This is a genomic window from Bifidobacterium sp. AGR2158, assembly GCF_000424225.1.
Lineage (GTDB): Bacteria > Actinomycetota > Actinomycetes > Actinomycetales > Bifidobacteriaceae > Bifidobacterium > Bifidobacterium anseris.
This window is the reverse complement of sequence record NZ_AUJM01000011.1, coordinates 250007-271083: the sequence shown is the minus strand read 5'-3', so window position 1 is coordinate 271083 and position 21077 is coordinate 250007. Positions and strand designations below refer to the sequence as shown.

Below are 21077 nucleotides of genomic sequence, written 5' to 3'. Positions count from 1 at the left end.
CCGGCGCGTTTTCCTCACCTTGGCATCCCGCGTTTGTCCAAAATCGGCCCTCATCTTGAACATTGCAAGCTTGAATGTATCGATGCTTGAACATTCAAGGCTTCGATATTCAAGATGAATACCATTTCTGAACATAACTTCCCTCAGTGTTCAAGAAGTAGGTGGATGTTGTACGTGATGTCCAGAACTTGTGTAAATCTTGAATAATGAAACAGGAGATATTCACGAAGACCGCTCCCGGAACCCTGTTGCCGCTGGAGGGCGAGATCTTGACCGGCTATGGGCCCGTTGAATACCACACCTGTGCATTCCGACCCGACCGGCTCGATGGCTATCCCGAACCGACGCTTCCCGTAATGGCAGCGGTCAGCCGCGCGACTTCCGCGATAGGCAAGCTTGAATCGTTGGGTGCCGGCATTCCGAATCCGGGATTGCTGCTGCGCCCGACCGTCAGGCGCGAGGCGCAGAGCACCAGTGCGCTCGAAGGCACGTATGAGCGCTTCGAGACCGTACTCGCCGCCGATTATGAGGTCGGAGAGACCAAGCAGCACTTCAGTGAGTCGATGCGTGAGGTCCTCAACTACGTCGATGCGTGGAACCATGGCGTGCTGTCCGTGAAAGAGGGACGCCCCATCGGCGTCTCACTGATCAGAGAACTGCAGCAGCTACTTGTTATGGGAACGCGTTCGCAGAACGATCAGGCCGGTGATCTTCGCTCCACCCAGGTGTTCATCGGTGCGGCCAATCGACGTATCGAGGATGCGCGCTTCGTGCCCATGCCGCCCGGGCAGCCCCTCGCCGATGAGGTCGGTGCATTGTTCGGCTGGTGGGCGCAGCGTTCCGATCCCGGCGTCGCCGTTCTGGAATCCGCCATGTTCCACTACCAATTCGAGACCTTGCATCCGTTCACGGATGGCAATGGGCGTATAGGGCGTCTCCTCATTCTTCTGCAATTCATGCAGCGTGACCTGCTTCACGAGCCGCTCATGTCCATCTCGCCGTGGTTCGAGAGCCGCCGCGGCGACTATCAGGATCTGTTGCTCGGAGTCTCCACGGCAGGCGCGTGGGAGGATTGGATTCTGTTCTTCTGCCAGGGCATCGAGGAATCCGCCAACGAGGCTCTGGTCCGTGTGAAGGCGCTCATCGAACTGACGTCGCGATACCGTGAGCGCGCATCCTCCTATGGCCAGACCACGCATCGTGTGGCGGAGCTGCTCATAGGATCCCCGTACGTCACGGTTCCGGTCGTGGCCGACCGTTTGCAGATAGGCCGTTCGTCCGCGGCCAACGCCGTGCGCAATCTGGTGAAGGAGGGCATACTGAAGCAGACGCGCACCACGGGTACACGTGCGGAGGAGTATGTGGCATGGGAAGTGATGGACGCGCTGCGCTAGTGGAGTGCAACGAATGATGCGGCCGTAGCGTCTGCTGCGACCGCATACTGGGCGGCTGATTCGTCGTGCAACCGCTCACTCGATGCCTATGACGCATTCGGGCATCATTGTTGAGGAAGAAGCGCAGGCGGGTGCTGAGGCTTTCGTGTCTTCGCCTTCACCGGCGGCGACCTCCGCCGCTTCCTCGTCCACCGTTTCGCGTCTGCCGCCCGGCAGCAGCAGCTGCAGCAGGATTGCCACGGTGCCGCCGACGGCGATGCCGGAGGAGAGGAGATACTGCACGAACTGCGGGGCCGCCGCCACCACTTCGGCCGGCAGGATTATCGTGCTGATGCCGCACAGCAGCGAGGCTCCCAGAATGAGCATCGTGCGGTCGTCGAGCACTGATTCGCGCAGCATCTTCACGCCATTCGAGATGAGCGTCATGCATACCATCGCGAACACGCCGTTGATCACGGCCGTCGGAACCGAGGTGATCACCGCCATGAGCTTCGGGCAGAAGCCGAGCGCCACGAGAATCGCGCCGCCGGCGAGCATGGCCCGCCTTGAGGCCACACGCGTGATGGCGATCAGTCCGGCGTTCGATGAGTAACCGGTCATCGGCGTGCCTCCGAACAGTGCTCCCATCAGACAGCCGAGGCCTTCGCCCACCGTGCCGCGGTTGATGCGCCTATCGGTGAGCGGCTCGCCGGTGATGGCCTCCACCGAGAACCATGTGCCGGTGGTGTCGAGCAGGATGAACAGATACATCACCGCCATAAGCGGGCAGGACTGCAGGTCGAACTTCGGCATGCCGAAGTGGAATGGCTGCGGAAGCGAGAACCACGAGGCCGAGCCGACCGCGCTAAAGTCGGCCGTCCCCATGGCTGCGGCGACCGCGGTGCCCACGGCCACCGCGAGGATGACCGATACCATCTGCAGTCGTGCGCCGTTCTTCAAACAGTATCGGGCGATCATGCAGGCGACGATGAGCGCGAATGTCACGCATCCGCTCACCGCGTTCGCCGTGAGATCGCCGTTCGTGCTGAACACTCCGGTGACGGCCGTCGGGACAAGCGTGATGCCCACGATGAGGATGATGATTGCGCCGATGACCGGTGGAATGGCGCGTCTGATGAACCGTGAGAACATATTTGTGGCGCCCAAGGCCATCACGAGTAGCGCGCCGGGGATGAGCGAGCCGATCATCGTGGGGATGCCCATCGTCGCGCCGATCGTGCACAGCGCGGCGAGCGGCACATAGGAGGGGCCCTGCACGATCGGGAACTTCATGAACAACCCGCTTTGCAGCAGTGTGGCGATGCCGCATGCAAGGAAGCTCATCTGGAGGAAGTAGGTGAGTTCGCCGCTCGCCAGTCCGAGGGCACCGCCGAGGATGAGCGGCATGATGTAGAGATCCATGGAAAGCACGTGCTGCGCGCCGAGGAGCAGTGATTTGCCGAGGGAGAGCCTGTCATTGATTCCCGCGATGAGCCGCGGGTGTTTCTGCATCGTCATGATTACTCCTTAGTACGATTACGGTTGCGTCCGTCATGTTCCGTTGTTCTTCTGTAAACGCTCTCCGTGCTCAGGCGACCCGCTCGGTGTGCGCCTGCTCGACCTGTGCGCGCAGTGTGTCCAGTTCCTTTTCGATTTGCTCGGCGAGCGCCCGTTCGTCTATGCCGCATGCGAACTCGCCGTTCTCATACACGATCCGTCCGTTCACGATCGTGGCCGCGATGTTCTCCTGGGAGGATGAGTAGACGAGCGTCGCGTACGGATCGTGCATCGGAATCGACTTGAGTCTGCGTGGTTCGAAGAGGAACATGTCGGCATGCTTGCCTGCTTCGAGACTGCCGAGACGATCGCTCATGCCGATGGCCCGGGCACCGCCGTTCGTGGCCATCCGCACGATTTCCGCAGCGGTGATCCGGGCGGCGTCCCGGCTGAATCCCTTCTGGATGAGCGCCGCGAACTTGAGGCATTCGAGATAGTCGGTGGCGTTGTTGCTTGCCGCGCCGTCGGTGCCCACGGACACGGTGATGCCGGCATCCAGGCATTCGCGTACCGGAGCGACGCCCGACCCCAGATACATGTTGGAGACCGGATTGTAGCTCACCGAAACGCCGCACCGCGCGAAGCAGTCGATTTCGGAATCGGTGAGATTCACACAGTGCACGCCGAGCATATGGTCGGACAGGAATCCCATCTTCTCGAGCATCTGCACGATGTCCTGCCCATAGTTGGCCTGACACATCTCGTCGTCCACCTCGGTTTCGTCGATGTGCATCGCATAGCGCACGCCCTCGCGTTCGCAGTAGTCGAGCATCGTCCGGTATCCTTCGCGGGAAGTGGACCATGTCACATCCGGTCCCGTCCAGATCTGCAGCATGTCTCCGCGGTCGCCGTAGTCGTCGCGCAGCCGTGAGACCTCGGCCATCGCCTCGTCGGCCGTCTGAATCATGCATTCGGGCATCCCGTAGTCGGCTCCGCGGTCTTGGAACGTACGGATGAACACGCTGCGGATTCCCGTGTCCTCCATTCCCGCGATACAGCCGTCCGCGAGTTCCGGCTGCTGATCGGTGTAGAAGAACTCGCATAGCGAGGTGCATCCAGACTTGATCGCCTCCATGCATGTGAGCTGGGCGGCGAGACGGTGCTGGTGTGGCGTCATGAACGTGCCGTAGGGAAGCGCGGAGCGGTTGAGCCATTCAATGAGGCGGTGGTCGGAGCCGAGGCCTTTGAGGAACGACTGGAAGATGTGCGTGTGCGTGTTGATGAATCCGGGGAAGAGGACTTGGCCGGTGGCGTCGATCACGCGTTCCGCGGTTTCGTCCGCGGAGAGTTCGCCGGATTCGATTGCCGTGATGTCCGGGCCATCGACGGTCACGTATCCGAGGGGGATGGTGCGCAGATCATCGTCCATCGTGCAGATCTGAGCGTTCTTGATGATGAGTGAGTGATGAGCCATGGGATCCTGCCTTGTTCTTTTCGGCGGTCCCACGATGCTCGGCGCTTCGGCCGTTCGCTCGGGACCGCACGTTTCGTGTGCTGTCTCGGCGAGATTCTGGCGATGCGTCTGCTTCGCGAATCAAGCCTTCCCGTTTTGGTATGAAGGAAAACGAGGAAAACTTGTGATTCCCTAAAATATGGGCGTTGCGTTACGTGCGGTCGGCATTCAGATGACGCGTTCGTCAACGATGTGTTTCATCCGTACGAACGGCCGTGCCTGTATGCGGTATGCTCATGCGCGTGCGAATACGGATACGGTCGGACGCCCTCACTATTGGGGTCCCCGCTGTTCCCGCTTCGCGACCATCGGGGTTCGCAGCAGACGATCGGCATCGCGCCTCGGATGCCGGCGGTCCGCTTTCTTCTTCTGAGACTCAGCTTTCACCGCATGGGCACGGTGCTCGAGGATGGGTGATGGTATATCGTGAACTTGAGGAGGTGAGCGGATGAACAACGTTGAAATCAGACGCAATGCTCTGGGCGCGGAGGAGTTCCTGCGGCTGTTCACGGCGGTCGGATGGGATGCGCCGGGAACCGATCAGGTGGAGATGGCCTTGGCGAACTCGCTTGCGACCTTCGCTGCGGTGAGCGGCGCGGATGTGGTCGGCATGGTCCGGCTGATTGGTGACGGCGGCATGTCCTTCTACATCAAGGATTTCGCGGTGATGCCGGCTGCGCAGTCGCAGGGCGTCGGCAGCGCGCTGCTCGCGGCGGTGGAGGGCTATGTGCGAGAAAGCATGCGGCCGGGATGGGCGGTCAGTCTGGAACTCATCTCCTCGCAGGGCGCAGTCGCGTTCTACGAGCGCCACGGCTTCGAGCCGCGTCCCAACGAGTGGGACGGCCCCGGCATGCTCAAGATGATCCGCGCATAGCCGCCTGTTCTCGCGCATCGCCCATCCGTTCCCGATAAGGAGCCCACGGTGTCCCCGACGATCTCCCAGGCGTTTCCTGACGGCGTGGTGTCCATCCGCGCATGTCTGGAATCCCTCGCCGAACCCGACTACAAGGCCTTCAACGCGAAGCTCGTCCCGACCATCGATCCCGCCACGATGATCGGCATTCGCGTGCCACAGCTGCGCGCGCTCGCGAAGCGGCTGCGCCGCGGCGATTCGCGCATCCTCGATGAATTTCTCGCCGACCTTCCGCATCGCTATTTCGAGGAGAACATGCTGCACGCGATCCTGATCGGCGACGTGTACCCGTCGATCGAGCAGACGATCGTCGCGCTGTCGAGGTTCCTGCCATATACGGACAACTGGGCCGTCACCGACACGATCCGCGTCCCGATCCACTCTGACGCCGACGCGCGGACATGGCTCGACCAACTCGCGCGATGGATGCGTGACGACCATGCCTACACGGTCCGTTACGCCGTCGTGGCGCTGATGGCCGATTTCCTCGACGACCGTTTCGATCCTATGCAACTGCGGCTCGTCGAGGTCATTCGTTCCGACGACTACTACGTGAACATGGCGCGCGCATGGTACTTCGCGACCGCACTCGCCAAGCAGTGGCGCAGCGCGCTGCCACTGCTCGAACAGCGGAGCTTGGATCCGTGGACCCATAACAAGACGATCCAGAAGGCCTGCGAATCCTACCGCGTATCCGCCGAACACAAGACGCTGCTGCGTTCGCTGCGCATTCCGCCGGGTGATTTCCAAAGACCAAGATGAGCGCGCCGCCGCCACGGCATCCGCTGCTACGGTGTGATGGACGGAACCGTTGCCGTTCCGCCGACCGATGCCGACCGATATGACGAGGAGCGCCGATGACCCAGAATACCGCCGATGCCGATATGACGATGCCGACCATGTCTGCTAACGTCGCGCGCGACGACCGATCCTGCGACGATGGCTGCCGTGCGGACGCCGGTCGTGCCTGCCCGGTCAAACCATGGATCCAGCGTCACCACACCGTGCTGCTCGTGTGCCTCGGCGTCTTCGGCTTGTTGCTGTTGCTCGTGCTCGGCAGCCGCAAGACGGTGCTGAACGTGGCGAACCAGCCGTCGCAGGCGGGCGGCAACAATGCGAAGGTGCTCGTGATCGACAACCACGGATTCTCGATGTTCCAGTGGATCTTCGTCGGCAACGGTTCGAACAACAGCCCGACGAACAGCGGCAATACGTCCGACTGTGCGAACCGCGCGAACTGAGCGATCTGGTCGAACTGGACGAACGGACGATCTGGGCCGACAAGGAGCCGAATACGCGTCTGTAAGCCCTATCTGCGCTGAGGGAGAGCAACTTCTCCCATATGGCCGAGTATCGGTCGCGAAAACCGCATGATTCCAATGCGCTCAGAGGCCGATACTCGGCTTTTTCCCAGAAGATGCTCTCCCTCAGCGCAGATACGCCCCGCAAGGGGAGGGGATAGTGCGGCGGTGAGGCGTCTCCCACCTTGAACGTGCTCCGGCAGCGAATTTCCGCCTTGGGCGCCGATACGGCCCTTCAGCCATATCGCTATTCGCTCGGCCGTGTCTCTGTCGTCAGTAAGCAGGCATCCCTTTCTCACCTTGTCAGGACGCGCACTACTGGAAGAAGCCAAACGAAGCAGGAAGGCAATAATGGCGGTACGGCCGGTATTCAAGGTTTCGCTGGATGATAGGTACTGTGTGCCGGAGGACACGGAATTCGAGTATTTCAGCGGTTTCTCCGATGTTCAGAAGAAGCGCAGCATTCGAAGCCTTCATCAGGCATTCGCCTTGCGGCACGAGGGCGCGCACATCCTGGAGATCTCCGGAAAATCGGAGGACCAGTTGGGTGTGGAGCTCAGCGCGTTCAACCTTATGCTGCATACGCCCGGAAGGAAGGCGTGCTCCGTGGAATCCGCATTTCAGGGCAGCAAGAGATTCGAACGCGGTGGACCGTACTCGGATCTCTTGGACCAGCCCTCCATCGTCGCCAAGCGTGATCCGCGATTGAGGAACAGCGGCGGCATAACTGGGTTCTGTTTTGAGGGCGAGGAGTATTCTTCCGAACCACAGACCTTCTTCTACAACTGGCTGTACGTCAACGCGCTGCGTGAGCATGATGATCTGGCGGATCAGGTCACGGCGTACGATGCGTTCACCGACATCATGTTCAATCCGAAGCGATCCTTGAATTGCCAAGCGGAAGCTGCCGCCATCTTCGTGTCGCTCAGCAGGCAGGATCTGCTGGATGAGGCGCTGGCGAGCAAGGAAGATTTTTTGCGGGTCGTGTATCCGGGGCATGCCGCTTCCCCGAGCGCGTCCGATGAGGCCGAGCAGCTTACTCTGCTCGATTGATCTCGACTGATCCACAGCCCGGGTCGGTGCGTGCCGCAAGCGACTATGCGCGCGGAATCCTCGATACCGCGTATCTGTCGTTCTCGAGCTATTTCATATTGGGCATCGTAGCCTGTGAGACAGCCATCCGATCGTGTCGCCGCCGAACGCGTTGTATCCTGGATCCAGCTGTTGGCTATGAAGGGAAGGCGTTCCATGACGGATGAACCGAATGAGCCGAAACAGATCCGCGTCGTCGGCGCAGCGATCGTCAAGGACGGCAAGGTGCTGTGCGCGCAAAGAGGCGCGGGCAAGTCGCTTGCTGGATATTGGGAGTTTCCCGGCGGCAAGATCGAAGTGGGCGAGACGCCGCGGCAGGCGCTCCGACGTGAGATCGAGGAGGAACTGCTATGCGAGATCGACGTCGATAAGGAGATCTGCACAAGCGACCACCTCTACGACTTCGGCAACGTGGAACTGACGACATTCCTGTGCCATCTGATCGAAGGCACGCCGGTACTGACCGAACATGAACGCATCGAATGGGTGGCGCCGGTCGATATGCCGCAGCTCAATTGGGTGCCGGTCGACCACGACGCGGTGAAGCGTATCTCGAAAATGACGTTGTGATCGGGAATCGCCGCACATCTGAATTGCCGATTACGGCAGTAGTTATCACATGATTGGGAGGGGAACGTGCACAGTGGCATGGAAGAAATGATTGCCGAGGAGACGAACGCGGCCCGTGGTGGGCAAAGGGACTTCGATGAGAGCATCATCGACGGCGTGCTCAGCGGCTTGATACGGCAGGATGATTCCGCCGAGGAACGCTTCGTGCCCAAGCTCATCTCGAACCAGCCGGGAAGTACGATGGGCAACGCGATCCGCGAGGAGATCAGGGACAGCGAAGCCTTCGACATCTCGGTGGCGTTCGTCAACGAGAACGCTTTGAAATCGATGTACCAGGCTTTCGTCGAACATGCTGACAAAGGCGGAAGGCGCAACCGCATCATCACGTCGACGAAGGGATACTTCAACAAGCCGGAAGCCTTCAAGGAACTGATGAAACTCCAGCAATACGCCAATGTGGAAGTGCTTATCTGGGAACGTCCGGGCAAGGAGGACACGGATGACGTGACCACGCAGGACCAGCCGTTCCATCCGAAAGGCTACCTGTTCACGCGGCATATGGAAGGTGGCCGCACCTACTACAACCTGTACGTCGGCAGTTCGAACCTGACATCCTCCGCATTGCAGACCCAACGCGAATGGAATCTGCGCGTCTCGTCGACCGGTGAGGCGCAGCTCATCGAACAGGTCAAGGATGAGTTGGACGACCAGGTGCGTCAGTCCATCCCGCTCACCGATGAGTGGCTCGCGCAGTACGAGGAGGACTACAACCGGCATACGCCGCCGCGTGAGCAGATCCTCCAACAATTACGCGACGAGAAAATCGAGCCGAACGCGATGCAACGAGAAGCCCTCGCGAACATCCAGAAGCTGCGCGACGAAGGGGAACGGCACGCCATCGTCATTTCGGCGACAGGCACCGGCAAGACCTACCTTTCCGCGTTCGACGTCCGCGCGTTCCAACCGAAGCGCATGCTGTACGTTGCTAATCGCGACACAATCCTCAAGTCGGCGCGCGCATCCTACCAGCGCGTGCTTGGTTGCGACGAGAGCGAGCTGGGACTGCTCACCGGCAACAGCAAGCAGCATGACACCAAATACGTGTTCGCCTCCGTGGACACGCTGCGTCGCCACATGCAGGAATGGTACGAACCCGACGATTTCGATTACGTGCTCATCGATGAGGCGCATCATTCCGGCGCGAACAACTACCGTTCGGTCATCGACTACTTCTCCGAAGCCGACTTCATGCTCGGCATGACGGCGACGCCGGAAAGAACCGATAACTTTGACATCTTCTCGTTGTTCGACCACAACATCGCCTATGAGATCCGTCTGCAGAAGGCGCTCGACGAGAACATGCTGTGCCCGTTCCACTACTACGGCGTACACGAATTCCTCGGGACGAACGGCACATACGTCGATTCGGACGCGGGGATTTCGAAGAAGGACAAGCAGTGGATGCAGTATTCGCTCGAGGAACTGACCGAACCAGATCGTGTGCGCTACATCATTCGCAAGATCGAACAGTACGGCTCGTACGACGAGCGGGTGACCGGACTGGTGTTCTGCTCCAAGATTGAAGAGGCGGAACGACTGTCCGCGATGTTCAACAGGGAGATCAACCAGCAGGCCGAACGGACCTACCAGACGGTCGCAGTCAGTGGTAACACGCCGCCGAAGCAAGTGGAGGAGGCAATCAATCGTCTTGAAGCCGGTGACCTCGACTACATCTTCACTGTCGACAAATTCAACGAAGGCGTTGACATCCCTGCGATTAACCAGATTGTGATGCTGCGCAACACCGAATCCAGCATCGTGTTCACGCAGCAGCTGGGACGCGGACTGCGCAAGTTCCCTCACAAGACCTGCGTCACTGTCATCGATTTCATCGGCAACTATCAGAACAACTATCTCATTCCGGTCGCGCTGTACGGGAACGCGGGCGACAGCGACAGCGCGCGCAAGAACATGCAGCGGGAAGCGATCGGCCTGTCATCGATCAGTTTCGATGAGATCTCGCGTAAGCAGGTGCTCAGATCGTTGGATACGGCGTCGTGGTCGGATATGAAGATGCTGCGCGACAAGTATGCGGTGATCCGCAACGAACTTGGCCGCGTGCCGATGCTGACGGACATCTATCTGCATGACCCGTCGTTGGTGATGACGATGGCGCAGAAGGCCAACAGCTATTACGAATTCGCGCGCGGGTCGGAAACGGTGCTGTCGCGCAAGGCTGGTGAGGGAGGATTCATCGATACGTTCGCGCCAGTCGACACCCAGGGCGAACAGTGGCTCAAAATGGCCACGGAAGTGTTGCTGGTCGCGATCCGTCCGCAGGAACTGGTCATCCTCGACGAATTGCTCAAGCCGTCGCCATCCTTCGACGCATCATCGGAGCGATTGATCCCCGCGGAACGTCTGAAGGAAGCGGTCGCGCGGCGGTTCCCGACGTCGTACCATACCGACACGCAGTTCGAATCGGCGCTCCGTGTGCTTGATTGGTCGTTCTTCGACACGAAGGCGAAGGAATCGTACGGTAAGCGGGCGCTCATCACGCGCGTCGGCGATGGAATCGGTTTGACGTCCGACTTCGCGGCGATGCTCGCCGGCAACGACACGTTTGCACGGTTCTTCGTCGACAATGTACGCACAGGCCTGCAACGGTTCAAGGATCTCCTCGAGGAATCAGCGAAGACGGGACGTTCGTTGCAGGACGATCGCGGATTCGTCTACGAGCATCGATACAAGATGTTCGAAGTGGAACGGCTGCTCGGCTGGCCTAAACAGATCAACGGCAGCAGCGTCGGCGGCTATCGGATTCCGAAGTACGGCGACAGCATGCCGATATTCGTCAAATACGCGAACAGCCAGTATGAGGACCGCTTCCTCAACCCCCAAGAGATGCATTGGTTCAGCAAGGACAAGCGCAGTCTCGAGTCCAGTGAGATCACATGGATGATGCACGGCCACGGCGAGGATGACTGGACGGCGACACATTTCATTCCGCTGTTCGTCATGCGCAAGGCTGACGCTGAGAAACTCAAGTTGTACTACTACGTCGGTCATGTCGGATCGTACTCGAACCTGCATGAGACGACGCGTGACAAGAAGGGCGAAACGGTTCGGCTCGTGGAAATGGACCTACGCCTGACTAGGCCGCTGAGCGCGGAACTCTACCAGCATCTGACCGGCGACGACGAGGAGGAGTAGGGTCGATGTTGGAAACACCTGCGCACACAGCGACACGGCGCACAAGGTGAAAGCACGCGGAAGGAATCGGACGGCATGGACGCACTTCGGGTCGCACGGCGGATCGTCGCGCAATACGGGAGCGAACGGTTCCTGACGAATCTCAAACTCAATCTGCTCGTCTACTGGTGTCAGGTCGAAGCGTTGCGCGTAAACGGGGAGCCGCTGTTCGCGGACGACGTCGCCGTCGGCGAACGCGGACCGATCGAGCCGGCCGTATGGGACGAGTACGCGCCCTTTGGCTCGCGGATGATCAGGCAGCGCGACGAATGGCAGGAGCCGGCGCTCGACGCGTCGGCGCAACGGGTCGTCGCGCGCGTCGTCGACACGCTCGGCGCACTGACCGCGATCGATTTGCTGGCAATGTCGAACGCCGACGACGGCGCATGGCGACGCGCGAAGAACAGGGAATCGGCGACGATCGACATCGACGACATCCTCAAGTCGGTGGACATGTGCCGCGCCGCGCCGACGCGCACGCTCGCCGGCTGCGTCGACAAGGTGACGTGGGAATACCCGAACGCGCTGCGGCTGTTGGAGAACTCATGATGAACGAGGAACAGGATATGCAGGATACGGCGCTGGACGTCGCGCCGATCGAACTCGACGGCGACGTGATGCAGATGGACGCGATCGCCGAATCGATCTTCGAAGTGTACCTCGACACGATCCGCGGCACCGGACTCGACATCACGCCGACCGCGCCCGCCTCGGTGGACGAGAAGATCCTCGGACGCGTGCAGTCGGTGCTCGGCGCGACGTTCCTGAGCTTCTTCGGCATCGCGCCGCGGCAACGCTACGCGGACGTGTTCGCGCAGATCGCCGACTTCGCGACGCGCTTCGCGAAGGACCATATCTTCCCCGACGGCAACAAGCGCACGGCCGTGAAGATGGCGCTCGCAATCCTCGCGATGCGCGGCTGGAACGTGCGGGCGAAGGACGCCGAGGACGCCGAAGGCAACGAGCTGTATCAGTGGGTGCAAGACATCGTCACCGGCCGCGGCGGCGCGGACGAACTCGCCGGCTTCCTGCGCGAGCACGCGGTGCGGGTGGGGTAACGCGGAGGCGAGGAATCGGCAAGCGCGACAACCGTGCCGCGTGCTCAGGAACCCAAGCCCGGGCGCATGGTGTTGCCATCCGATTGGGATGAGTCTAAGGATGACGCGTATGACGGCTTCTGAGTTGCAGTTGTGCGAGAACCGAGTTTGGAATCTGGCGAAAGGTATCTCAGAATGAAGGCTGTATCGGATAGGTGGCAGCTTTGAACAGGCTTGTGTCGCCGAGCAACTGCCGGGTCGTACAGGTCCGCACGCCCAAGGAGGATGCAACGTCGGGAATCTTCGGCTCTTTCTTGATGGGCTGTTTCGGAGTCGGCTTGTCCGTTCCCTCATCGGTGACGATTACGGCTTCATGCACTTTGGCTGCGGCGATGAGCCAAGGATCGGCTTTGGATTCCGCGCTCCACTGATTCACAGCGGACGGTTGATAGCATTTGCAGTCAACGAGATAATCCTGGACTTCGACGTATGCGGCTAAGACCGCATCCGTTTTGCGGCTGAGGATCCTATCCCTGAAGACCGCTTCGGTCCACTGGGTCAACATGTCCCATGTATTGGGTGGTGCTTGCTTGGGCACGAGTTCGTCGTACACCACATCAAGCATGAGAAGCATGCCGTCCGAGGCGGCCTGCTCCAGCGCCTGCCAGAAGGGATGGAACATCTTCGTGCTGAAGGGATAATGCACCCGATGGGAGCTGATTAGCACATTGGAATCGACGAGATAGGGGTCAGACATCATTCAGTCCCTTCTCTCGCAGCAGGCCGTCGTAGGCACGCAAGGAGCGGATGCCGAGCAGATCGAGTCCATCGGTGTACGGCAACGATCCGTTCTTGATGCTTTCGCTGACCATCCATACGTAGCGATCGTCAAGATGGAACGCGGTATTCGCGTTCTGATTGCCGCCGTCCCGCTTCTTATCGGCGCTTTCCTTCGCCTGCAGCATTTGCCGCGTGTGAGATTTGACGGCTTCCACATCCTGGCGGGTCGCAAGCTTAAGCTCGCATGCATGGACGGCCATCGTCAAGGCGCTCAGTCCATATAGATGCGCGCATTCATCCGCCGCTGCGATAGGGCCGGAGTCGATATGGCCCAACCAGACCTGTTTGAAGGCATCATCTTCGACCAACGCTTGAACTACGGCGCGGTTGATGAGCCGTTCGTTGGCTGTTCGGCTGGCTTCGAACATTGGCTCGTTATAGAGCTCACTGGTGCCCAACAGCACATGACCCACCTCATGAAGCAGCGAGAACATCATGCCTCTGTAGGAATCGTTGCGGTTGATGAAAATCAGCGGAGCCATATCATCCAATAGCACAAAAGCGCGGAATTCATTGATGTCCAAGCGCCCGCGACTCGTTCCCACCATGGAATCGACCATCACCATCAAACCGGCGTCAGAAGCCTGCTTGCGTACATAGCGGAAGCGGTCATTGTCCTGCTTCTTCAGGATATGACGGTTGTCCAAGGACAAAACATGACGGATGTTTGCCGCCAACGACTCCGAGTCCTTACAGCTTTTCGCCATGCCCACAATGGAGCTCTTCTCGAAACCAGCGGATATCATCTCGTCTCGAACCCAGTCCTGACGGGTCCGCATCGCGCGAATCACATCCCTAAGATCATTACTCATCTCAGCAGCATCGTTGTTGATTGTTCGATACCGCAGCAATGGCTCCTCCTCCTGTGGAGTAGGCATGGAACGAACAAGACTGCCAAAAGGCACATGGAGGGCCTTGCTCAACTTGGAGACCTTCGTGAAGGAGAGTCGCAGCGGCTCGTCGGAATCCAGCCAGTTGGGCAGCTGTGCAAGATCGCCGTTGGTCGCAGCCACTGCGCCGGCGTCGGCGTCGGCGTTGCGCATGGCCCATTGCAGTACCTGCGGTTGCACGGTCAAGGTCGCCACTGTCTCACATCCTTTACAGACTTCCGGAAACGGTCAAGCACTCTCAATGATAAAGAAGACAACTGAATCAAACAATCGAACGGAATGTTGTACGAAACACGTGACGATGGCATTGGGTGACGAACAAGGATGCTGGCCAAAGATTCGAATCAAGACATCGTAATGCTGGCTGACATGGGCGGCGCATGCTGGTCTGCGGCGGTTGAGTGTTCAGTAATGCTCGCGGCAGGAAAGGATCACGATCGCTTCCGCTGTGGGCATGTAGATGATACGATGCTTCTCGCTGATGCGTCGCGACCATGCGCCGGCGAAATCCCATTGCAGTGGCTCGGGCTTACCGATGCCTTCGAAAGGATTGCGCATGATGTCCTTGATGAGCGTGTTGATGCGTTTGAGAGTCTTCCGGTCCTGGCCTTGCCAGTAGAGATAATCGTCCCAGGCGTCGGTGGTCCACGTCAGGTTCATCGGTCAGTCCTCGTCGAGTAGTCCGTGCTCATGCAGGTTGCCATGCTGCGCCTGACGCATGCCGCGGAGGATCTTCTCATACATCGCCGGATTACGGTAGATGCGCAGCGTCTCCATCAGGCTGTCGTAGTCGGACTGATTCATGACGATGATGTTGTCCTCGGCGTCCTTGTTGGTGACGAGCAGAGGCTCCGCGTCCTCGCGGATCTGGCGGATATTCTCCTTGAGATTGTTGCGGAACGAACTGTAGGTTATCGCGCGCATGGTTGCTCCTCGTGTCGTGGCGGCGGTCGAGTGCCGCCGATTGTCTTGTGCAGTATCTTGCGCAGTATCTTGTGCAGTATCTTGTGCAGTATCTTATACAAGACAATCGAGGGAAGGCAAACGCGCGTCGGGCGGACGCGTACCTACAGGATCTGCTCCATGCCGTATTTGTAGACGCGCATGCCGAGCGACTCGTAGAATTTGACGGCGGCGGGATTTGCGGCCCAGGCGTTGAGCGTCACGTTGTGGTAGCCGTGCGTGCGGGCGTAGTCGAGGACGTGACGGTACAGCGCGGTGCCCACGTGTTTGCCGCGGGCGGACTCGTCGACGCAGATGTCGTCGATGTACAGCGTGGCGATCGGCTGCAGGTTGTTGGCGCCCGCATGGTCCTCGCGCACGCAGAAGGCGTAGCCGAGCACGGCACCGTCCTCGTTTGCGGCTACGAAGATCGGACGGTCGTCGTCGACGATGATCCGCGCGAGCTCGTCGGGCGTGTACTTGGTGCGGCCCTCGACGAACAAATCGGGGCGGCCGTGTGCGTGCACGTCGTTGACCTGGCGCAGCAGGTTCATGATGGCGGCGGAATCGGAAGGCTGGGCGCGGCGGATGGTGAGGTTCGACATGCCTTACATAGTACGCTCGGAAAGGAACGCCGAAGTGGGCGTGCATCGGCCGAATGTCGTGCGTTATCGGTCGCGTGCCTGCTTCGCCTGCTGGATGCGTTCCTGCAGCGCCTGTCGGATCAGGTGGATCCGGACCTCCGACATGAGTCCATACTCGCCCAAGTGGCGGGCGACGTCCTCGGGCCAGTCGTCCAGCGCATCCAGGTCATAGCGGTCCCAATGGCGTATCAGATGTAGTTGCCTGCGCGCCGTGGTGGATTTGGCTGTGACGAAGAACGGCCTGGCCTTGTAGTCCGCATTGCTGATGCGCAGTTCGCCGGCCCACAGCGAGGCTCCCGTATCGAAGAGGGGAGCGGGGCGCGCGTGAAGGGTCTCCACGTCGCGGATCAACGCGAAATTGTTGTAGTGGCGGTCGATGTTGCGCATGAGCCAGTCGATGAGCAGCCAGTCGTCCGTGGCGTCGGACGTCTCCTGCTCATTGGCGCCCAATGCAGCTGCGGCGGCAAGCCATTGATCGCGGGCGGACAGGCGGTTGTCCCGTTTTACGGTGCCCAACACCTGCCATGCGCTGATTAGCTCCTCGGTGTCCGAGAGCATCTCCGCGCAGATCGAGACAGGACGGTTGTCGTATTCGCCGAGCGTATACCGTACGGCGGGAATATGCAGACGGTCCGCGAGGCGGGAAGCGATCAGTTCGTTGATCGGTTCCTGACCGGTACGACCGGCCTTGATGAGCAGCCGTGTCCCATCCGCTCCTACCGTCCATCGTTTCGGCAGGTCGCCGCCGGTGGATGCGTCGGGTGCGTCGAAACTGAACCGGTGCGACGACGAGCGTTCGGACAGCAGTGCGTATCCAAGCTGTTCGGGGAAGGAGTTGTTGAAGAAGTTGATGTCCTCCCAGCGCACGTCTTCGTCCGCGTCCCGCACCCAGTATTGGTCGGACAGGCTCAGGCCGCGGGTGCGGTCGAGCAGTTCGACGGTATTGGAAAGACGCAGGTCCGCGAGCACGCGGGTAATGCCGTCACGGGTGGAGGGGATCGCCCTTCCTCGCCACCAGGAATCCACTCGATGCGCATAGACGGCGTGCTTGCCATGCGTGGTGAATTCCGGCGGCATGCGTCGCTCGTCAATCACGGCGGCAGTGCCTACGGCATGCCCGGTGCGCTCGTCGAAATCGAACGCCAGGGTCTCGTGGGTGCGGTTCATGATGATTCTGCGCCGCATGACCGTTCACCTCCCGTCGGATCCTCGTCCGCATACCCGAGCATAGCAGCAGCGCAGCGCCGCACGGAGGATGCCGGAAGAGGCGCCGCTGCTGCGTGACGCGCCGAAATTCAGCCGATGAGCCACTTGGCGTTGCTCAGGCTGTGCAGCGGAATGAAGGGGATGAGGATGGGGGTGCGTTCGGCGTAGCGCCGGTAGTCGGGATCGTCGGAGTACTCCTTGTCTTGGCGAAGTTCAAGCCTGCGTGCGCCGCCGAACATGATCCAGCAGATGCACAGATAGCCGCCGACTGCGGCGAGCCACTGCCAGACGCCGTTGAGGATGGTGACGCCGGAGACGAACACGCCGGTCCATGTGATGATCTCGCCCAGATAGTTCGGGCAGCGCACAAGACGGAACAGGCCGACATCGCACAAAGCGTGCGGATGCTGCTGCTTGAAGCGGTTCTTCGTCAGATCCGCGGCGGATTCGAGGATGATGCCGGCCGCCATGATCGCGGCACCCGTGATGGCGACGGCGTCGGTGCCCGCGTGGTTCTGCAGGCGGAACACGATCGGCGACGCCTCGCACACATACAGCAGCGCGCACCCGATCCAGGTCAGGAGCTTGAGCGGCGGCCTGACATGCGCGCCGTTGTCGATCGCCTGTTGCATCACCTGCCGGTAGGAGGAGCTGCGGTACTCGCGGATGAGCAGATAACCGCCGAGCCGCAGCCCGTAGACGATGAGCAGTGCCGCCATGACGGCCGCGACGGTTGTCAGTCCGCCGCGAAGACCGAAGTAGATGAGCAGCGCCGAACCGATGCCGGCGATTGAGAAGCCGTAGCCGATTGAGATAAACCAGATGTAGCGGTGGAACCCCACTGCGCTGATCGCCAGCGCCACGATACACATAATCAAGAATGCCATATTCCAAGCGTATCGGGATTCGCCCGGCCGTGTCGGTCGCGCGGGGGAATGGTGCCGTGGGCGCATTCCCGGGCGTGTCGGCGTGTTTGTGATGGGAGATTATCCGTATTTTAGCTGAGGAGGAGCGGAATTATACGGTTCGCGAACGGAATGGTCATGAAACGCACCGGTAGCGATCGCTAAGGAGTGCATCTGCGAACGGAATGGTCGTGGAATGCACCGGTAGCGATCGCTGGGATGCCCTATGGGGTGCCGGGCGACCTTCTGTAGTCCATCCGGATGGACTACAGAAGGTCGCCCGGCCGGAGGATCACGCCTGAGGGAAGCCTTCGACGACACGCATTGCATCGATAATCCGCTCGGCGGTCACGTCCGGCACGGCCGCGTGGAACGGCGAGCCCTCGGCGGCGGCGAAATCGGCCACGACGCGCAGATTCTCGTCGGTGAACGGCAGGTTCATCTGCGCGAACGAATGCGGCAGGCCGATGCGGTCGTAGAACGGCAGCAACGCCCGCGCCTCGTCCTCCTTGCCTTCGGTCACAAGCTGCACCATGACGCCGTAGGCGACTTTCTCGCCGTGCATCGTCTCGGCCGAACCCGGGATGCGCGTCAGGCCGTCATGCACGGTGTGCGCGCCGGATTCGCGGGCCCTCACGCCGCCGAAACCGGCGACGGTGCCGGCCAGTCCGATGATTGTGTCGATGAGCGTGCGCACATGCGCATCGTCGTAGTCGCCGGCGCGCAGCGCCTCAAGCGCCGGTTCGCTCTCCTCGAGCAGCGTGTCGCGCACAAGGCGCGCGCTGTGCCGGGACAGCTTATCGAAGACCGTCAGGTCGTCCGCCTGTGCGAAGACCGGGTCGGATTCGTAGAACTTCGCGAGCGTGTCGCCGATGCCGCCGACGAATTTCTCGGACGGCGCCCGCGCGATCATCGCCGCGTCGACGAGCAGCGCCGTGCTGTTCCTCGGATGCACCGGCACGCCGAGGAAACGGTGCTCGTCGTCGTAGTCGACCGAATACGGCGAGTAGGCGGCGCATGCGCAGGCGAGCGTCGGCACGATAATCAGATCGAGGTTGAGCATGTCGGCGACGTTCTTCGCCGTGTCGGAGAGCTTGCCGGCGCCGATCGCCACGATCGCGTCCGCGTCGAGCGCCTTCGCCTGCTCGGCGAGCTCGCGTGCGTTGTGTTCGCTCGATGTGCCGTCGTAGCGCAGCGCGGGCGCGAAGAACTCGTCCGCGTCGTTGTAGTCCAGGAACGCCTGTGCTGATTTCACGCCGGTGATGATGACCGGATGCTCATAGTCCTCGAGGTATTGCGGGACGATCTTGGCGACTCCCGGATCGCTCACGTAGCGGTTCGGGCCGGGACGGACATCGGTGTCTTGGACGAAGGTGGCCATGAAAAGCTCTTCTTTCTTATGTCTGGTGTCTCCTCCATCCATCCGGGGGAGGAGTGCTGGGCTGTCCGCGCACGCGGCGGACGGCGTTCGGTGGGGTGGGCGTTCGGAAGGCGGCGGCGCGTTCTGATGGAACATGGCGGCGCATGCGTTCGGTTGCGGACTTGATGCATTGCTGGCGACGGCGAAGAGCTTGTGGCGTACCGACGCGTTGATGGCCATACTATGAAGCCCGACGAACGGCGTTCGCTTGAGGTGGAGAAAAGATCACCCGGCCCGATGTCTGTCTAATTTCCCGTTATCTCGTCCTGATTTCCCGTTATCTCGTCCGGGGCGTTGGCGGCCGGTCCATCGCGATGCCTTGTCCGTCGGCCGCGCACACTGGAAGCACGATGTGCATCGCGCCGCCGCGTATTGCGACGCGCCGGTGTGCGGATACACTCGCGGCGATACACTGTGGGATGGCATGCGCCCGTACGGCGTGCCGTGCGTCCGGTGCCCCACCGCGTCATGGGGGCGGCATGGGTTCGCCGGGACGCGGCGAACAACGACGAAACGAAAGAGGAGACCATGGCACAGGAGCAGCAGGACAAGCCGGTCGTCGAAAGCTTCCAGCTCGACCATACGAAGGTCAAGGCGCCGTATGTGCGCTACATCGACACGCAGACCGGCCCGAACGGCGACGTCATCTCGAACTACGACCTGCGTCTCGTCCAGCCGAACGAGAACGCGATCCCCACCGGCGGCCTGCATACGATCGAACACACAATCGCCGTGCTGCTGCGCGAGCGCATCCCCGGCTACATCGACTGCTCGCCGTTCGGATGCCGCACAGGCTTCCATCTGCTCACCTGGGGTGAACACTCCACCGAGGACGTCGCGAAGGCACTCAAGGAGTCGCTCGAGTTCATCGCGAACGAGGCGACGTGGGACGACGTGCCGGCCACGACGATCGAAAGCTGCGGCAACTACCGCGACCACAGCCTGTTCACGGCGAAGCAGTGGGCGAGGGACATCCTCGAGCAGGGCATCAGCTCAGACCCCTTCGAGCGCAAAGTCGTCTGAGACGAGCGGACTTCGGCGCGCGCCCGTCGACGGACGCGCGCCGAAGGGAATCGTCCGAATATGGCATCGACATCAAGGAGAGGCAACGCAATGGGCAGCGTATCGACACGGCGGTTCCGCCATGCGACGATGAAGGACTATCCGCAGATCGAACGCAACTACGCGCGTGCGCGCGAACTGATGGCACGCAACGGTAACCCGACGCAGTGGGGGAACACGTTCCCGAGGTCCGAAGTGGTCAAGGACGACATCGCCAACCACCGCACGATGCTGCTCGTAGACACGGTCGACGGCCATGAGCGCATCCTCGCGCAGTTCGCCGTATGTCCGGGCATCGACCCGACCTATGTGAAGATCAACGGCGCGTGGCTCGACAACGCCTCTTACGTCACGATCCACCGGATTGCGTCAAGCGGTCTCGTGCGACACGCAGCGCGCGATTGCGTCGAATGGTGCCTCAAGCATTACGGCAACGTGCGCGTCGACACGCATCCGAACAACAAGGCGATGCAGCATGTGCTCGAGACCTGCGGATTCGCGCGCTGCGGCCTGATCCAGCTGCTCGACCGCGACGAGGACACGACGCGCATCGCCTACCAGCGGCACGAATGGTGAACGGGCACTGCACGCCGACGTCACAGCGGTGCGCGACAATACCG

Annotated in this window: 21 protein-coding genes; 11 read left to right on the top strand and 10 right to left on the bottom strand. The window is 60.8% G+C overall.

The annotated features are described in order from the left end of the window. Positions 1-206 precede the first annotated feature (206 nt). Positions 207-1394, top strand: coding sequence for a Fic family protein (locus G606_RS09450; protein WP_051198317.1), 1188 nt, complete (start codon positions 207-209; stop codon positions 1392-1394). Positions 1395-1469: 75 nt separating this feature from the next. Here G606_RS09450 and G606_RS09445 read toward each other — a convergent pair whose 3' ends face one another. Together G606_RS09445 and G606_RS09440 are read right to left on the bottom strand one after the other, a co-directional pair. Continuing rightward, positions 1470-2891 carry a solute carrier family 23 protein gene (locus tag G606_RS09445; protein ID WP_081663870.1) on the bottom strand — a complete coding sequence of 474 codons (1422 nt, stop codon included), beginning with the start codon at positions 2889-2891 and terminating at the stop codon, positions 1470-1472. A 70-nt stretch (positions 2892-2961) separates the two neighbouring features. Further along, positions 2962-4344 (bottom strand): amidohydrolase family protein, encoded by a 1383-nt coding sequence (locus tag G606_RS09440; RefSeq protein WP_034523339.1) that lies wholly within the window; start codon positions 4342-4344, stop codon positions 2962-2964. Between the two features lie 487 nt (positions 4345-4831). Here G606_RS09440 and G606_RS0101485 point away from each other — a divergent pair, with 487 nt between their 5' ends. From G606_RS0101485 to G606_RS0101450, 8 genes are all read left to right on the top strand, one after another. Next, complete coding sequence (locus tag G606_RS0101485; protein ID WP_026644510.1) at positions 4832-5257, top strand: GNAT family N-acetyltransferase; 426 nt, start codon at positions 4832-4834, stop codon at positions 5255-5257. Between the two features lie 48 nt (positions 5258-5305). Continuing rightward, entirely contained in the window at positions 5306-6058 is a 753-nt protein-coding gene (locus G606_RS0101480; protein WP_051198315.1) for a DNA alkylation repair protein, read from the top strand. Positions 6059-6153: 95 nt separating this feature from the next. After that, the gene (locus G606_RS0101475; protein ID WP_231371372.1) at positions 6154-6537 is read left to right on the top strand and encodes a hypothetical protein; all 384 of its coding nucleotides are present in this window, start codon (positions 6154-6156) and stop codon (positions 6535-6537) included. Positions 6538-6948: 411 nt separating this feature from the next. Then, complete coding sequence (locus G606_RS0101470; RefSeq protein WP_026644507.1) at positions 6949-7650, top strand: DarT1-associated NADAR antitoxin family protein; 702 nt, start codon at positions 6949-6951, stop codon at positions 7648-7650. 195 nt (positions 7651-7845) lie between these two features. Then, positions 7846-8259 carry a (deoxy)nucleoside triphosphate pyrophosphohydrolase gene (locus G606_RS0101465; RefSeq protein WP_026644506.1) on the top strand — a complete coding sequence of 138 codons (414 nt, stop codon included), beginning with the start codon at positions 7846-7848 and terminating at the stop codon, positions 8257-8259. An 87-nt stretch (positions 8260-8346) separates the two neighbouring features. Continuing rightward, positions 8347-11472 carry a DUF3427 domain-containing protein gene (locus G606_RS0101460; protein ID WP_051198313.1) on the top strand — a complete coding sequence of 1042 codons (3126 nt, stop codon included), beginning with the start codon at positions 8347-8349 and terminating at the stop codon, positions 11470-11472. 75 nt (positions 11473-11547) lie between these two features. Further along, the gene (locus tag G606_RS0101455; RefSeq protein WP_026644504.1) at positions 11548-12060 is read left to right on the top strand and encodes a Panacea domain-containing protein; all 513 of its coding nucleotides are present in this window, start codon (positions 11548-11550) and stop codon (positions 12058-12060) included. After that, on the top strand, positions 12057-12569 hold the full coding sequence (locus tag G606_RS0101450) for a Fic family protein (RefSeq protein ID WP_231371371.1): 513 nt from the start codon (positions 12057-12059) through the stop codon (positions 12567-12569). Before G606_RS0101455 ends, G606_RS0101450 begins: the two co-directional genes overlap by 4 nt. Before the next feature lie 169 nt (positions 12570-12738). Here G606_RS0101450 and G606_RS0101445 read toward each other — a convergent pair whose 3' ends face one another. The 8 genes from G606_RS0101445 to G606_RS0101410 all read right to left on the bottom strand — a co-directional run bounded on the left by G606_RS0101445 (position 12739) and on the right by G606_RS0101410 (position 19356). Continuing rightward, complete coding sequence (locus G606_RS0101445; protein ID WP_196799983.1) at positions 12739-13305, bottom strand: DUF4411 family protein; 567 nt, start codon at positions 13303-13305, stop codon at positions 12739-12741. Beyond that, positions 13298-14473, bottom strand: a complete 1176-nt coding sequence (locus G606_RS0101440; protein ID WP_026644501.1) for an ImmA/IrrE family metallo-endopeptidase — start codon at positions 14471-14473, stop codon at positions 13298-13300. The genes G606_RS0101445 and G606_RS0101440 overlap by 8 nt, the downstream gene beginning before the upstream one ends. 210 nt (positions 14474-14683) lie before the next feature. After that, complete coding sequence (locus tag G606_RS0101435; RefSeq protein ID WP_026644500.1) at positions 14684-14938, bottom strand: Txe/YoeB family addiction module toxin; 255 nt, start codon at positions 14936-14938, stop codon at positions 14684-14686. A gap of 3 nt (positions 14939-14941) precedes the next feature. Next, the gene (locus tag G606_RS0101430) at positions 14942-15202 is read right to left on the bottom strand and encodes a type II toxin-antitoxin system Phd/YefM family antitoxin (RefSeq protein ID WP_026644499.1); all 261 of its coding nucleotides are present in this window, start codon (positions 15200-15202) and stop codon (positions 14942-14944) included. A gap of 143 nt (positions 15203-15345) precedes the next feature. Next, the gene (locus G606_RS0101425; protein WP_026644498.1) at positions 15346-15825 is read right to left on the bottom strand and encodes a GNAT family N-acetyltransferase; all 480 of its coding nucleotides are present in this window, start codon (positions 15823-15825) and stop codon (positions 15346-15348) included. Positions 15826-15888: 63 nt separating this feature from the next. Then, positions 15889-17049, bottom strand: coding sequence for a HipA domain-containing protein (locus G606_RS09435; protein ID WP_051198312.1), 1161 nt, complete (start codon positions 17047-17049; stop codon positions 15889-15891). Positions 17050-17159: 110 nt separating this feature from the next. Next, on the bottom strand, positions 17160-17957 hold the full coding sequence (locus G606_RS0101415; RefSeq protein ID WP_026644497.1) for a DUF1295 domain-containing protein: 798 nt from the start codon (positions 17955-17957) through the stop codon (positions 17160-17162). Positions 17958-18267: 310 nt separating this feature from the next. After that, positions 18268-19356: an iron-containing alcohol dehydrogenase family protein gene (locus G606_RS0101410; RefSeq protein WP_034523336.1), complete on the bottom strand. Its 1089-nt coding sequence runs from the start codon at positions 19354-19356 to the stop codon at positions 18268-18270. Positions 19357-19923: 567 nt separating this feature from the next. Between G606_RS0101410 and G606_RS0101405 the strand changes: the two genes are divergently transcribed. Next, positions 19924-20418, top strand: coding sequence for an S-ribosylhomocysteine lyase (locus G606_RS0101405; RefSeq protein ID WP_026644495.1), 495 nt, complete (start codon positions 19924-19926; stop codon positions 20416-20418). Positions 20419-20508: 90 nt separating this feature from the next. Next, positions 20509-21033, top strand: a complete 525-nt coding sequence (locus G606_RS0101400; RefSeq protein ID WP_026644494.1) for a histone acetyltransferase — start codon at positions 20509-20511, stop codon at positions 21031-21033. Positions 21034-21077: the final 44 nt, after the last annotated feature.

Coding starts and splice junctions, on each gene's coding strand:
- G606_RS0101470 (WP_026644507.1), top strand. CDS start 6,949: ATGGCGGTACGGCCGGTATTCAAGGTTTCGCTGGATGATAGGTACTGT.
- G606_RS09435 (WP_051198312.1), bottom strand. CDS start 17,049: ATGCGGCGCAGAATCATCATGAACCGCACCCACGAGACCCTGGCGTTC.
- G606_RS09450 (WP_051198317.1), top strand. CDS start 207: ATGAAACAGGAGATATTCACGAAGACCGCTCCCGGAACCCTGTTGCCG.
- G606_RS0101435 (WP_026644500.1), bottom strand. CDS start 14,938: ATGAACCTGACGTGGACCACCGACGCCTGGGACGATTATCTCTACTGG.
- G606_RS0101485 (WP_026644510.1), top strand. CDS start 4,832: ATGAACAACGTTGAAATCAGACGCAATGCTCTGGGCGCGGAGGAGTTC.
- G606_RS0101460 (WP_051198313.1), top strand. CDS start 8,347: ATGATTGCCGAGGAGACGAACGCGGCCCGTGGTGGGCAAAGGGACTTC.
- G606_RS0101415 (WP_026644497.1), bottom strand. CDS start 17,957: ATGGCATTCTTGATTATGTGTATCGTGGCGCTGGCGATCAGCGCAGTG.
- G606_RS0101410 (WP_034523336.1), bottom strand. CDS start 19,356: ATGGCCACCTTCGTCCAAGACACCGATGTCCGTCCCGGCCCGAACCGC.
- G606_RS0101430 (WP_026644499.1), bottom strand. CDS start 15,202: ATGCGCGCGATAACCTACAGTTCGTTCCGCAACAATCTCAAGGAGAAT.
- G606_RS0101400 (WP_026644494.1), top strand. CDS start 20,509: ATGGGCAGCGTATCGACACGGCGGTTCCGCCATGCGACGATGAAGGAC.
- G606_RS0101465 (WP_026644506.1), top strand. CDS start 7,846: ATGACGGATGAACCGAATGAGCCGAAACAGATCCGCGTCGTCGGCGCA.
- G606_RS0101445 (WP_196799983.1), bottom strand. CDS start 13,305: ATGTCTGACCCCTATCTCGTCGATTCCAATGTGCTAATCAGCTCCCAT.
- G606_RS0101405 (WP_026644495.1), top strand. CDS start 19,924: ATGGCACAGGAGCAGCAGGACAAGCCGGTCGTCGAAAGCTTCCAGCTC.
- G606_RS0101450 (WP_231371371.1), top strand. CDS start 12,057: ATGATGAACGAGGAACAGGATATGCAGGATACGGCGCTGGACGTCGCG.
- G606_RS09445 (WP_081663870.1), bottom strand. CDS start 2,891: ATGACGATGCAGAAACACCCGCGGCTCATCGCGGGAATCAATGACAGG.
- G606_RS0101475 (WP_231371372.1), top strand. CDS start 6,154: ATGACCCAGAATACCGCCGATGCCGATATGACGATGCCGACCATGTCT.
- G606_RS0101455 (WP_026644504.1), top strand. CDS start 11,548: ATGGACGCACTTCGGGTCGCACGGCGGATCGTCGCGCAATACGGGAGC.
- G606_RS09440 (WP_034523339.1), bottom strand. CDS start 4,344: ATGGCTCATCACTCACTCATCATCAAGAACGCTCAGATCTGCACGATG.
- G606_RS0101425 (WP_026644498.1), bottom strand. CDS start 15,825: ATGTCGAACCTCACCATCCGCCGCGCCCAGCCTTCCGATTCCGCCGCC.